Annotated in this window: 12 protein-coding genes and 1 other annotated feature; of the genes, 7 read left to right on the forward strand and 5 right to left on the reverse strand. The window is 38.2% G+C overall.

Features of this window, described 5'->3' with window-relative positions:
• Positions 1–129: 129 nt before the first annotated feature.
• Positions 130–381 (reverse strand): alpha/beta-type small acid-soluble spore protein, encoded by a 252-nt coding sequence (locus V7124_RS09045; protein WP_335488293.1) that lies wholly within the window; start codon positions 379–381, stop codon positions 130–132.
• Positions 382–485: 104 nt separating this feature from the next.
• Positions 486–694, forward strand: a binding site (T-box leader).
• A gap of 103 nt (positions 695–797) precedes the next feature.
• Here V7124_RS09045 and argS point away from each other — a divergent pair.
• The 3 genes from argS to V7124_RS09060 all read left to right on the forward strand — a co-directional run bounded on the left by argS (position 798) and on the right by V7124_RS09060 (position 4,556).
• Positions 798–2,492, forward strand: a complete 1,695-nt coding sequence (argS, locus tag V7124_RS09050; RefSeq protein ID WP_335488296.1) for an arginine--tRNA ligase — start codon at positions 798–800, stop codon at positions 2,490–2,492.
• 76 nt (positions 2,493–2,568) lie between these two features.
• A complete protein-coding gene (locus V7124_RS09055; RefSeq protein WP_335488299.1) occupies positions 2,569–3,033 on the forward strand; it encodes a DinB family protein in 465 nt (154 codons plus the stop codon).
• Positions 3,034–3,374: 341 nt separating this feature from the next.
• Entirely contained in the window at positions 3,375–4,556 is a 1,182-nt protein-coding gene (locus V7124_RS09060; protein WP_335419048.1) for a NupC/NupG family nucleoside CNT transporter, read from the forward strand.
• 47 nt (positions 4,557–4,603) lie between these two features.
• Here the strand turns inward: V7124_RS09060 and V7124_RS09065 are convergent, their stop codons facing one another.
• The 4 genes from V7124_RS09065 to mgtE form a co-directional block, all read right to left on the reverse strand.
• A complete protein-coding gene (locus V7124_RS09065) occupies positions 4,604–5,881 on the reverse strand; it encodes a cation:dicarboxylate symporter family transporter (protein ID WP_335419051.1) in 1,278 nt (425 codons plus the stop codon).
• 122 nt (positions 5,882–6,003) lie between these two features.
• A complete protein-coding gene (locus V7124_RS09070) occupies positions 6,004–6,603 on the reverse strand; it encodes a DedA family protein (RefSeq protein WP_420489570.1) in 600 nt (199 codons plus the stop codon).
• A gap of 99 nt (positions 6,604–6,702) precedes the next feature.
• Positions 6,703–7,884: an FtsW/RodA/SpoVE family cell cycle protein gene (locus V7124_RS09075; protein WP_335419058.1), complete on the reverse strand. Its 1,182-nt coding sequence runs from the start codon at positions 7,882–7,884 to the stop codon at positions 6,703–6,705.
• Between the two features lie 157 nt (positions 7,885–8,041).
• Entirely contained in the window at positions 8,042–9,400 is a 1,359-nt protein-coding gene (gene mgtE / locus V7124_RS09080) for a magnesium transporter (protein WP_335419061.1), read from the reverse strand.
• A gap of 293 nt (positions 9,401–9,693) precedes the next feature.
• On the opposite strand from mgtE, the gene V7124_RS09085 reads away from it, so the two are divergent.
• From V7124_RS09085 to V7124_RS09100, 4 genes are all read left to right on the forward strand, one after another.
• Positions 9,694–10,470 carry a hypothetical protein gene (locus tag V7124_RS09085; RefSeq protein WP_335419064.1) on the forward strand — a complete coding sequence of 259 codons (777 nt, stop codon included), beginning with the start codon at positions 9,694–9,696 and terminating at the stop codon, positions 10,468–10,470.
• Between the two features lie 191 nt (positions 10,471–10,661).
• A complete protein-coding gene (locus V7124_RS09090; protein ID WP_335419068.1) occupies positions 10,662–11,744 on the forward strand; it encodes a D-alanine--D-alanine ligase in 1,083 nt (360 codons plus the stop codon).
• A 253-nt stretch (positions 11,745–11,997) separates the two neighbouring features.
• Positions 11,998–13,377, forward strand: coding sequence for a UDP-N-acetylmuramoyl-tripeptide--D-alanyl-D-alanine ligase (locus tag V7124_RS09095; protein WP_335419071.1), 1,380 nt, complete (start codon positions 11,998–12,000; stop codon positions 13,375–13,377).
• An 82-nt stretch (positions 13,378–13,459) separates the two neighbouring features.
• Positions 13,460–14,149 (forward strand): alpha/beta hydrolase, encoded by a 690-nt coding sequence (locus tag V7124_RS09100; RefSeq protein ID WP_335419073.1) that lies wholly within the window; start codon positions 13,460–13,462, stop codon positions 14,147–14,149.
• The last annotated feature ends 36 nt before the right edge of the window (positions 14,150–14,185 follow it).

The raw sequence follows: 14,185 nt of genomic DNA on the forward strand, positions 1-14,185 counted from the left end.
GCTCTTCGTGTTTCCTTTATCTCAGTTGAAGCGCTCCACAAGGGAACGCTCCGGCAGCATAGACTTCGCACGAAGAAAAAGCGTTAGCTTTTTCGAGGAGGCCAAACGCCGCTGACCAGGGCACTTCCGCTATTCTTTAATCATGTTTTCCTGTGCCATTTTAACTAGCTCCTTGACCATGCTGCCGCCTAACCTGCCGCCGACTTTTCCGGCTTGCTGAGAAGTGAGCTGGCCGTTGTAACCCTTTTTCAAAGGAACACCAACCTCTTCTGCTGCTTCAAATTTGGCATCCTCAGGATTATGTACCTGAACGACCTTCGCCTTTAAGGCATCTAAGCCATCTCTTGCCTCGGGGACAAGAATTTTATTTGTTCTAGCCATTGTTATCCCTCCTTAACGATTAGGGTTGCCTATTTTTAAAAAATAATCTCCAATGACTGGATAAAACCATTCTTATCCAGTATAATAACAACAAAATCTAGTCGGAAAAATCAATGAAAAAGAGAGTAGTTTTCTGGGAATGTCCTAGCGAGTCAGGGATGGTGTGAGCCTGATACAAATCAGAGAATGAAGCGCACTTTTGAGATGTCTGCCTGAAAGCAGTAGGGCAGACCGGAGAAGTTCTCCGTTAACAAGCCAAGCTGGTTCTTTGGAACAAGTAGAGTGGTACCGCGAGTTAACTCTCGTCTCTTCAACATAGAGACGGGAGTTTTTTGTTTTTTTTAACGAAATGTGGAAACGCCTCGAGCCCCTAGGCGTTGAAGCTGGACAAAAGAGAGAAATTGGAGGTCGTAAAAATGAATTATAAACAGGAGCTTGCTGAAATATTATTTGAAGTCCTAGGTCATGAGATGAATGTCAAAGAGCTTGAAATGTTAATCGAAAAACCAAAAAGTCAGGTGCATGGTGATTTAGCCTTCCCGTGTTTCACATTAGCAAAAGTGAAGCGAAAATCGCCAACTGTTATTGCGCAAGAAGTAAGTGAAAAGATTGAATCACCAACAATAGAAAAGGTAGAAGTGGTGGGAGCCTATATTAATTTCTTTTTAAATAAAAGAATGGTTTCGGAAGCGATCATAGCTGAAATTATGGAGCAAAAGGAGCATTACGGTGCTCATAACCTCGGTGATAACCGAAATGTAACCATTGACTTGTCCTCGCCCAATATCGCAAAGCCGTTCTCAATGGGCCATTTACGGTCAACGGTAATTGGAAATGCCCTAGCTTTCATTGTTGAAAAATGCGGATATAAGCCAATTAGAATCAATCATATTGGTGACTGGGGTACACAGTTCGGTAAATTAATTACGGCTTATAAGCTTTGGGGAGATGCAGAAAAGGTAAGACAAAACCCAATTAAGGAATTATTAACCCTCTACGTTAAGTTTCATGAGGAAGCCGAAAGTGATCCCGCACTAGTAGAGCAGGGCCGGAGCTGGTTTAAAAGTCTTGAAGATGGGGATGAGGAAGCAATAGCACTTTGGGAATGGTTCCGTGATGAGTCCTTACAGGAGTTTTCAAGAATTTATGAATTGATGAACGTCCAATTTGATTCCTTTGCAGGGGAAGCTTTTTATAATGATAAAATGGATAGAGTAGTTGAATTATTAGAGGATAAACAATTGCTGGTTGAATCTGATCAGGCTCAGGTGGTAGAACTACTTGAAGAAGAATTACCTCCATGTCTAATAAAAAAGTCTGATGGAGCCACCCTTTATGCGACACGCGATTTAGCAGCAGCTCTCTATCGTAAAGAAAATTATGATTTTGATTTATCTTTATATGTCGTTGGAAATGAGCAGAGCCTTCATTTTAAGCAGCTAATTGCCGTGTTAGAAAAAATGGGCTGCCAATGGGCAAAGAACATGATTCACATTCCTTTTGGGATGATGCTAAAAGACGGAAAGAAAATGTCAACACGAAAAGGGAAGGTTGTTTTATTAGAAGAAGTCTTAAATGAATCGATCGAGATGGCGAAAAATAATATAGAAGAAAAAAATCCTAATCTCACAAACAAAGATGCAGTTGCGAAACAAGTGGGGGTTGGGGCGGTAATGTTCCATGATTTAAAAAACTTTAGAATGAATGATATTGAGTTTTCCTTGGAAGAAATGCTCCGTTTTGAAGGTGAAACGGGTCCGTATGTCCAATATACGTATGCACGGGGCTGCTCGATTTTACGAAAAGCAACGTGGCAAACAGGATCCGACTTAAAAATTTCTTCACCATCCTGGGAAAAGGAATGGAAGGTTGTCATTCTACTTTCAGAGTTTCCAAATGCGGTTAAGAGGTCATTTGAACAGTTTGATCCATCGCAAATTGCTAAATATATTGTTGATCTGGCGCAAGCCTTTAATAAATATTATGCTGAGGTAAAAATCCTTGAAGAAAATGCCGAGCAGCAGGCTCGCCTAGCATTAGTCTATTCTGTTACGGTTGTTCTAAAGGAAGGATTGAGGTTATTAGGAATTGAAGCTCCTGAGGAAATGTAAGAATAACACTTAAAACTTGGTTGAAATTGGTATAAAATAAAGAAGTGCAAGGGACAAATAGGGGAGGAATGATAGTATGAGCCAATTTTTGTTAAGTAATATGGGGTTAACGAGAAGTTTCTTTATTAAAAATGTTGAAGCGTTAGAAGAAGGCCAGGTTGACGTGCAACCAGAGGGTTTTAATAACAATATTCATTGGCATATTGGACATGTGTTAACGACAGCTGAGACCTTTATGTTTGGATATCCTAAAAATACAAGCCATTTACCAGCCAACTATACGGAGCTATTTGCTAAAGGGACAAAGCCAGCAGATTGGCAAGGGGATGTTCCTTCTGTATCGGTCTTGATTAGTCAGTTGAAAGATCAATTAAATAGAATGAAGGAAATTCCAGTTGAAAGATTTAGTGAAAAGTTGAAAGAGCCTTTTCTAGGTCAGGAAACGTTTGGCGAACTAATAAATTTTGCCCTTTTCCATGAGAACCTGCACTTGGGACACATTCAAGCCATGAAACGTGTGATTAAAACAGCGGTAAAATAAATATACAGTTATTGTTTAAAAGCCACCCATTTGGTGGTTTTTTTTTTTGTGAAGGCTGTTTTCTGCGAAAATACAGCACAAATATTAGTTTTTCTACCTAAAAACAACAAAGTTTTAGAAAAGAGCCTTTGTGAGAGACTAAGGAAAAATAGAAGCGGAATAATAAAAAGTGAAAAACCTGAATTTTACTACTTTCACTCAATCGATTGACACTCTTTAGTAGGACTTTTATAATCTACTGGGTCATTGATGAGAAAAACGTCGATAATTGTCGAAAATAAATGTGCTTTCTATCTTCTTACATAATTGATAGAGCAACATGAATAGGAGAGGGATATTTTTTGAAGTATGTACTATTTCTGGCAGCGATTGTAATCATTTTTTTGTTAGCCTACATCGTGAGTAACAATAAGAAAAGGATCAAGGTTAAACCCCTGGTTACTATGTTAGTAATACAAATTGTATTTGCCTTCTTGCTACTTAACACAGAAGTCGGGTTTGTGATGATTTCTGCAGTCGCAAGTTTGTTCGATCATTTATTAAGTTATGCAGCAGAGGGAATCAACTTTGTTTTCGGAGGAATGGCGAATGAAGGAGCTGGACCGTTTTTCTTAAATGTACTTCTTCCAATCGTTTTTATTTCTGTCCTAATTGGAATTGCGCAATACATTAAGGTCCTTCCGATTATCATTCGCTACCTCGGTGTTATCTTAAGCAAGGTAAATGGATTAGGTAAATTAGAATCCTATAATGCTGTTGCGTCTGCTGTTTTTGGCCAGTCAGAGGTATTTATCTCTGTAAAAAAACAGCTTCCCTATATTCCTGAACATCGCCTGTATACATTGTGTACTTCAGCCATGTCAACGGTTTCTGCGTCGATTTTAGGGGCATATATGACGATGATTGACCCCAAATACGTGATAACAGCGCTTGTTTTAAATTTATTTGGCGGATTCATGATTGCCAATATTATTAATCCTTATGATGTAAAAGATGAGGAAGATATTATTGAGGTCCAAGAAGGAGAAAAGCAAACATTTTTCGAAGTCCTAGGGGAGTATATCTTAGACGGTTTCAAGGTTGCCATCATTGTGGGAGCGATGCTGATCGGTTTTGTTGCGTTGATTAGTATGGTTAACCATGTATTTGAGGCCATTTTCGGGATCAGCTTCCAGATGGTCCTGGGATATGTGTTTTCACCGCTTGCCTTTATTATTGGAGTGCCTGCAGCAGAGATGGTGGAGGCTGGTACGATTATGGCAACGAAATTACTGTCCAATGAATTCGTAGCCATGATGGATCTAGTAAAAGCAGCAGATTCTCTATCAAGTAGAACAGTCGGAATTATTTCAGTATTTCTTGTTTCTTTTGCGAACTTTTCATCGATTGGAATTATCTCAGGTGCCGTAAAGGGGCTGAATGAAGCAAAAGGAAATCTTGTAGCAAAGTTTGGGTTGAAATTGCTTTACGGAGCAACCCTTGTAAGCTTATTAACAGCTGCGATAACAAGTATGATGCTATAAAATATCAAGAAAAGGCTGCCCAGAGATTAATCTAGGCAGCCTTTTTCCTATTGAATAGCAGGTTTTGCATCTTTGATTTCAGCTAAATATTTTTCAGCTTTTTCTGTATCAAATTGTTTTTCCCATTTTGACATGACGACTGCGGCCAGTGAGTTTCCGACCACATTTACAACGGTTCTAGCCATATCAAGAATTCGGTCAATTCCTGCGATAAAGGCTAAACCTTCTAACGGGATTCCAACAGTCCCTAATGTAGCAAGTAATACAACGAAGGATACTCCAGGAACTCCAGCGATTCCTTTTGACGTTACCATAAGTACAAGCATAAGCGATATTTGCTGACTAATGGAAAGATCGATGCCGTACATTTGAGCGATAAAAATAGCTGCTAGTGCTTGATATAGCGTGGAGCCATCAAGATTAAACGAATAGCCAGTCGGGATGACGAAGGATGTAATGGCTTTAGGGCAGCCGAAACGCTCCATTTTTTCCATAACCTTTGGCAAAACGGTTTCGGAGCTTGCGGTTGAATAGGCAAGGATTAATTCATCTTTTAATATGCGGATTAAGTTAAATATGTTAATTCCGACAAACCTTGCCACAAGTCCTAAGACCACTAAAATAAAGAATGCCATTGCCCCATAGACTGTAAATATTAACTTGCTTAATGGAATTAATGAGGAAACACCAAAGGTTGAAACTGTTACACCAATAAGGGCAAAAACACCAAATGGAGCAAATTTCATAATTAGGTTTGTCACGTAAAACATCGCTTCTGCGGTTCCTTGGAAAAAGGCCAGTACTGGTTTTCCTTTTTCACCAATTGCTGCGACACCGAGACCAAAAAAGATGGAAAAGAAAATTATGGCCAGCATATCGCCCTTTACGAGGGATTCAAATAGATTTTGAGGGACTATATTAATAAATGTTTCTGCCAGGCTGTGGCTTTCCACTTGCTCTGTAGTGGCGATATATCCGCCAATATCCTTTTTACTCAGGTTGTCCATATTAATTCCAGTACCTGGGTGAAAAAGATTTGCGGCACCTAAACCGATAATAATAGCAACGGTAGTAATAATTTCAAAGTAAAGAAGTGTTTTGCCACCTAAAGTGCCAAGTTTCTTAATATCCCCGACACCTGCTACACCCACAATTAAGCTGGCGACAACAATCGGAATGACAATCATTTTTATCAGGCGGATAAAGATGGTCCCTATAGGCTGTAAATATGTTTGAACATCAGGATTTCCGTAAAATATTGCTCCAACAATAATCCCGAGTATTAATCCTACTAAAATTTGCCATGCTAGTCCGAATTTTTTCAAAGTATCAATCCTTTCGACTTATATCTAGTATTTTCGACAAAAAATACATGTAAGGTCTATTTTATTTTCAAACCTATCCTTTTGTCAATGTAGGTTTAATGGCAGAAAAAAAACCTCTGAAATTAATCAGTGGTTGTTTTTTTTGTTTTCTTTATTAAGTAATAGATAACACCAAGTAGAATTGCTCCGATGAGAATAGGCAGCGTATATTGGGCAGCGTATTCTTTAATATGTGACCAATTCTCCCCTAACACATGTCCTAAATAAAGAAAGAGGATGGTCCAAGGAATAATGGCTGCTACCGTATAAATGGTAAACTTTGCTGCAGACATTTTCGCAATCCCGGCGGGAATGGATATCGCATGTCTGACAACAGGGATAAATCGGGCAAAGAAAATAACGCCAACTCCATATTTTCTAAACCACTCTTCGGATAGGTCAATTTGCTTCTTTTTAATTAAGACATATTTACCGTACTTTTCCAAAAACGGGCGTCCTCCGTAATATCCCGCCCAGTAAAGGAATAGCTGTGCAAAAGTTCCACCGATGGTCCCAGCAATAATCGCTCCAGGATAACCGAGAATACCTTCTGAAATCATATAACCGCCATATCCTAAAACTATCTCACTTGGAATTACTTCTATCATTAATCCTAGTGCAATTCCAAAGTAACCTAACTCGGATAAGAACTCCAAAACGGAAAAAATAAATTCCTTCATAATCCACCATCACTTTATGTAAATATTTATTCGCTTTTCTTAGTTTATACCACTTCTGATAAGAAAGAAATAAAAACAGCGGAAATCTCCGCTGCGCTTATTTTAGCTGCTTAAGGACTTGGAAGATGAGAACATGTAATTACGATGATGAAAACGAATGCTATAGACGAGTCCCATGGCAAACATATTCCCCATCAATGAACTGCCGCCATAGCTGATAAAGGGTAAGGGAATTCCTGTAATCGGGAGTACCTGAATGGTCATCCCGACATTTTGGAAAACATGAAAAGTAAGCATCGAAATGATTCCTGTACAGATATATGTATTAAACGGTTCATTGGTATCCAAGGCCGTTTTAATTAAGTGATAAATTAATAGAAAGAATAGACCAATGACAATACTGCCGCCTACAAATCCATATTCCTCTCCGATTACACTGAAAATAAAGTCGGTATGTCCCTCGGGAATATATACTTCACGATTTCCGAAGCCTTTTCCCGTGATCAACCCAGACCCAATCGCACTTAATGATTTTAACAAGTGGTATCCTGAGCTGCTTGAATGATTAAACGGGTCGAGCCATGCATATATGCGATTAAATTTGTACTCCTGGACATGCAAATACTTTTCTAGTATATCCGGTCGCTGCACCACTAAGTAAATAATAAACGCTCCAAGTGAGGCACCGGTAGTGAAGATAGGTAAAATAATTTTCCATGTAATGCCTGTGACGATAATGAAACCCACTAAAATTGATAGTAACACGAGTGAAGTACCTAAATCATTTTGCTTCATAATAAAGAAAATGGGAATCCCAGTGGTGATTCCTAATTTAAGCAGTAACCAAAAATCTAATTTTATAGTCTTCACGAGATATTTTTCATGATGCTTAGTAGCAACATGGCTTAGGGTTAAAATCAAAAATATTTTTACAAATTCTGAGGGCTGAATGGAACCAACAGGAGTGATGAACCAGCTTTTTGCTCCATTTCTAATTGGTGCGATATCTAACGGTGCAACAAGAACACCAATAAGTAAAATAAGTCCAAATCCATACAAGTACCAAGAAAGCCGCTTGTATTGATCACTGTCAAAAAGGATTGTGACTGAAATGATCACTGCACCAACAACATACCAGAAAGCTTGTCTAACTAAGAAATTATCTTTGTACTGTCCAGCACTTTGGGCACTATAAATACCTGCACAACTCACTAAGAAAAATAGAAAAAGAATTAATGTTAACGTCCAATCAAAGCGATCCACTTTTTTTGTCAAATTGTCCATATGCCACACCCAATTTTATCTGTTTATATAGTGCTATGCTAACAAAGAAAAGATTTTGGAACAATATATTTAGGAAAATTATTACAAACCTATTAGGTAAGACGATTTTATCAGTATAAAGGTTTCAAAAAAATAAACACGTTCTTAAAAACCGTGTTTACAGAAGATAATTTAGGAACATCGTTGCGATACCAAAATAGGTAAGTAACGAAAAAATATCATTAATCGTCGTAATCAATGGTCCAGAAGCTACGGCAGGGTCAATATTTAAACGGAATAAAATAAGCGGGATGATTGTACCGGCCAGAGTTCCAATAATGAGGGTTAAAAATAAGGATACTCCGACAACTGCGCCTAAGATAAAGCTGCCCTGCCAGAAATAAGCAATGATGGATATGAGAATAGCGCAGGTAATCCCTATTGTCACGCCAACACCCAGTTCTCGGGCAATTAAGCGAACGATCACGCTCTTATTAATATCATGTGAAATTAAACCTCTTACCACCACTGCAAGTGACTGAGTTCCTGTATTTCCAGTCATGCCAGCAATCATCGGCATGAAAAAGGCAATGGCAACCACCTGTTCCAGGGTGTTTTCAAAGCTGCTAATGATTCTGCCGGAGATGAGGCCGATAAATAAAAGCAATATCAGCCATGGTAGCCTTCTAGCAGCAGCGACCAATGTCTTTGTTTCAAAGTCAATCGATTTCCCAGAGGCAGATAATTTTTCTATATCTTCATTGGCTTCCTTAATGACTACATCAATAATGTCATCGACGGTTACTATCCCGACAAGGATATCTCCCTCATCCACAACAGGAATAGCAAGGAAATCGTATCGTTCTGTCATCTGAGCAACAACTTCTTGGTCGGTTGTAACCGAAACAGACAGAACGCGTTCGTACATAATCGTATTAATTTTTTCATTAGGATCCGCTAATAGTAAGTCCCGGTAAGAAACAACACCTACTAGTTTTCTCGCTTCATCGACAACATATAGGTAGTTAATGGACTCGGCAAACTCGGCAAATGTCTTTAACTTTTCTACAGCTTCTTTAACGGTATAATCATTTCGAATCCAGACAAACCGATTGGTCATCATTCTTCCAGCCGTTTCAGGCGGATAATTCATGATATCGGTTACCGCTTTAGACTCTTCTACCTTCATACCAGAAAGCAATGACTGTTTCTTCTCTGGCGAGAGTTCATCTAGGAGCAAGGCCAAATCATCATTGTCCATTAAATCAAGGACTTTACTGGATTTCTCAATCCCAAGCTTATTTAAAACCTCAAGCTGTTCCTCTTTTTCGAGTTCCTGCATCAGGTCAGCCAGTACCTCGAAATTTAAGAATAGGAGGAATCGAAGTTTATGCTTATCTGGTAAATCTTCGTATATTTTTGCTGTATCATAGGGCTGTAATTCTTCGAGGATAGTAATAAAGTCTGACTTTTTGTTTTCCTTTAATAACTTAATAATATGCAAACTAATTTCGTTTTGAGTCATATCCTTAATCATCCTGTACACGCTCCTCTCTATAACAAGTATGTAAAAAAATGATTTTTTGATAATAGTCGTGTAAATACTAGGAAGGAATGTAAGACTAGTATGTGTTATTCGAATAAGTATCAAGCTTACTGTTTCAAAAGTATCACAAATATCATATGAAATGTAAAACAAATGAAATAAGCTATTTGAACTATTAATGATAAAATGGTGAAGGATTGGGTAATATTGGTGATATTGTTATACTGGAGTACTACCTAACTCATTATTATAGATATAATTTTCCCTGATCGGAGGAGTTGGCTTTGAAAAGGCATCATCAAGACATACCGGACCTCGTCTATGTCCATCTAAATCAAAATGATCAGTATGTCCTATCCTATGGGATTGAATTTGCTGAATTTGCAGCTGCTTTATCGGGTTCATTAAACCATTTACTTTTAATAAAGCATCGCTTTGATGAGGGTGATTATAATATGCACACGCTGCTCGACTATTGTCCTGAGGACAGTATCAAAAGATTAGCGGCGGAGGATGTATATAGCTACGGGGATTTTTGCTGGATTGACTTTGTTGAAGAAGAGGGTTTAAATGAACTCACTGGTCAGGAAATAGCAGAAATTTTATATTTGGGTCATCAAAAGCAGCATTTAAAGCTCCCATTTTATAATAAACTAGGGAACCGTTTTGTTTATTTGGCACATGAAGATGGTCTTTTTAATAAAATATATTATCGAAGCTTTAAGGACTTCTTTCATCTCTTAAGTCATTCACTTTCAAGCAAACTAGGAGATTTGAAGCTTGAAAAATCAATTCTTGGAATTAGGAAAAAACGTGTATATCCACCGATTAATAAGGAGATTCTCCTATCGTTAACTCCTTTTATGAAGGAGGGTATCTGCATTTCTTTAAGGGATGTGGATCATCAGCGTACTCGACTGGAAATTCCGATCTGGGTGATAGGTGATTTTGCCACAATGGATGATATGTATGAGGAATACGAACAAATTTCCGATGAAAACTGTCATGCTAAAATCATCTTTGATAAAAAAACAAAAGAATGGAAGCTTACTGTCATCTAATCTCTCCATTTATTTGGGGGGATTTTTTTAGGTTAATGATAATTGAGTGTTTTTAAGCAAGCTGTAAGTTTCATAAAATAATGATTAGGAAACAGTAAGAAAAAAATCGCTAAAAAACATGACTTCTACAGTCTCATTTTTACCCGATAAGGTGTAAAATAAAATTGTGAATGCGAAAATGGAGGTTACGTATGAAAACGAAAATTGGGTTATTATATGGCGGTAAATCCGCTGAACATAAAGTGTCGTTACAAACTGCACTTGCGGTCATTAAGGCGCTCGATCTTGAAAAATATGAAATTCATCCGATTTACATAAATGTAGAAGGTCAATGGATAAAAGGTCCGCAGCTTCATGCACCGGTTGATAACATTAAAGCCTTAGAATTTTCAAATGAAAATCAGTTATCACCTTTATCGTTGGCACCATCGATTTTTACCAAAATCGAACAACAGGATACTGGCTCATTGGATGTGATTTTTCCGCTGCTGCACGGACCAAATGGTGAGGACGGAACAGTTCAAGGGTTGTTGGAGTTGTTGAATTTGCCATATGTAGGTAATGGTGTATTAGCCTCCGCGGCTGGTATGGATAAAGTGATGATGAAAAATGTATTTGCGCAAGCCGGTCTGGCGCAAGTAAATTATGTTGCGTTTATTAGAACAGAATGGGAAAAGGCAAAAGAGTCAGTTTATGTAAAAGTGGAAGAGAAACTTGGGTACCCTTGCTTTGTGAAACCAGCCAATCTCGGTTCAAGTGTAGGAATCAGTAAATGTACAAATCGCTCCGAGTTAGAGGTTGCCTTCGCAGAGGCTTTCCAATTTGATCGTAAGGTAATTATTGAAGAAGGTGTCATAGCCCGTGAAATTGAAGTAGCGATCCTTGGCAATGATGAACCGAAGTGCTCGGTAGCAGGTGAAATTGTTCCGAAGAAGGATTTTTATGATTATAAAGCGAAATATGAGGACGGAGATACGGCTTTAATTATTCCGGCAGATGTTTCCACTGAAGAGTATCAGCAAATTAAAGAGATGGCTATTCATGCATTCAAAGCGTTGGATTGCTCTGGTCTTGTGCGTGCTGACTTCTTTTTGACGAAGGATGGGCAGGCTTTAATAAATGAAGTAAATACAATGCCAGGCTTCACCCCGGTTAGCATGTTCCCATTATTATGGAAGCATACAGGTGTGGAGTACCCACAATTGATTGAGACCCTAGTCAATCTAGCAAAAGAAAGACATGATGAAAAACAAAACATTAAATATACCATCTAGAATACTTTGACACGGCTCTAGCGCCGTGTCTTTATTTAAGGCTCTTTTCTTAACTCTGTTGCTTTTTATAACAAAAATTAATATTTATACTGTGTTTTTGTTGAAAATGGCGAAAATTTAATAAGAAAAGAGCATGTAAACTTTAATCAAAGGGGAAAAATAGCTTTTTCTGCGTTAAAATCGGCTTTAAGATTTTAACAACAATCGTTACGAAAACAGCCTTATTTAAACTTTCCAAATTTGGAGGATTGACATGATAAAAAGAACCCTTAAACAGGTCTCAGAAATGATTCCTGTGGAAAATGAGATTACCTCCTTTGCTGCTATCGAAATCACGGGTGTTTCCATCGATTCCCGGAAAATTGAAAATGGAAACTTATTTATTCCCTTTAAAGGCGAAAACTCGGATGGTCATAAATATGTAGAGGAATCACTGAAGAAGGGAGCATCTGCGGCATTGTGGCAAAGTGATGTGCCGAACCCACCCGTGCATTTACCAATCCTTATCGTTGATGATTGCTTGGAAGCTTTGCAGGAATTAGCGAGAGAATATCGAAAACAGCTGCCAGTAAAAGTGGTTGGCATTACCGGCAGTAACGGGAAAACCACGACAAAGGATATGACGGCTTCCCTGCTATCCACCACCTATAAAGTTCAAAAAACAGAAGGGAACTACAATAACCATATTGGACTACCTTTAACCGTCTTGGGTTTGGATGAGGATACAGAAATTGCCGTTTTGGAGATGGGAATGAGCGGTAGAGGAGAAATCGAATTTCTCACAAAGCTGGCCTCCCCAGATGCTGTTGTTATCACAAATATTGGCGAATCGCACCTGCTTGACCTTGGCTCAAGAGAAGGAATTGCAGAAGCAAAGCTGGAAATTTTGCAAGGTCTAAAAGATGGCGGTCTGGCAGTACTCCATGGTGATGAACCGCTTCTGATGGAGCGAATCAATAAATACAAAGGGAATATTAATGTTCAAACATTTGGAAGAAGTGATTCTAATGATTTTTTTCCAACAGAAATCGTCCAGTTACAACAAGGAAATAGGTTTAAAATAAATAAGTCCTCGGAAAGTTTCGAACTTCCTGTATTGGGTACACATAATATATTAAACGCACTAGCAGCGATGATGATTGCTCATTGTTTTGAAGTTCCATTTACAAAAATGAATGAGGGTTTAAAAAGCGTTAAGCTAACCAATATGAGAATGGAGCTAGTTGAAGGTTTTCATGGTGAAAAGATTATAAACGATGCTTATAACGCAAGCCCCACTTCGATGATGGCAGCAATTGAACTGGTTTCACATCTTAAGGGATACGAAAAAATTATTCTAGTTCTTGGTGATATGCTTGAATTAGGACCCCAAGAAGAACAATACCATCAACAAATAGGTGTCGGATTAAATCCAGATAAAATTGATTTGGTATTCACCTTTGGTAAATTAGCAGAACATATTGCTGAAGGAGCGCGTTCCACATTAGGAAAAGACAGAGTTTTTGCTTATATCGATAAAAATGTGTTGATCAATGAACTCGAACAGCATGTAAATGATCGTACCTTAATCCTAGTTAAGGCTTCAAGAGGAATGAAATTAGAGGAAATTGTTACAGCACTACAGAAAAAATAAAAGCACAAAATATCATCGTATGCAAAATACTGTTAATGGAACACTAAAGAAAAATATTCAAAGCAAAGCAGGTGGAGAGAATATGATTGGCTGTTTATGTATTCATGGCTTTACAGGGGCACCCTATGAAGTCGAGCCGCTTGCTGAGTATTTAACGAAGCAAACGGATTGGATATTCAGTGTCCCGACTCTTCCTGGTCATGGCGAAAATCTTTCCCTAAAAGGTGTCTATTATCAACAGTGGATTGAACACGCAGAAGCAGAATTAAAGAAATTAATTGATACCTGTGATCAGGTTTATGTAATCGGATTTTCTATGGGTGGTATGATTGCAAGTCTATTAGCTGCAAAGTATCCGGTGGACAAGCTTGTACTACTCAGTGCTGCCGCATATTATGTCAATCCGAAACAAATGGCCAGCGAAATAAAATCAATGCTGGTTGATTCTTTTAAAGGAAACTTAAAAAACAATGAATTTTTTCAGCGGTATAGAAGAAAAATAAAATCAACGCCCATAAAAGCAACTTTACAATTTCGCAGACTTGTATCCTATATCAAACCACTTCTGCCACAAGTGGAAGTGCCAACACTAATTGCGCAGGGGGAATGTGATGGAATTGTTCCTCCTAAAAGTGCAGAGTACTTATATCGTACGATTAGTGCAAAAACAAAAAGGCTTACGTATATTAAGGATTCTAGCCATCATATTTGTCACTGTGAGGAAAAAGAGGCCCTATTTTCCCAAGTATATGACTTTTTGATGGAAAGTTAATGCTGGTTGGACTTGTTCTAATTCGCATTAATTGCA

This window comes from Neobacillus niacini (assembly GCF_036961885.1).
GTDB classification, from domain to species: Bacteria; Bacillota; Bacilli; order Bacillales; family Cytobacillaceae; genus Neobacillus; species Neobacillus niacini_H.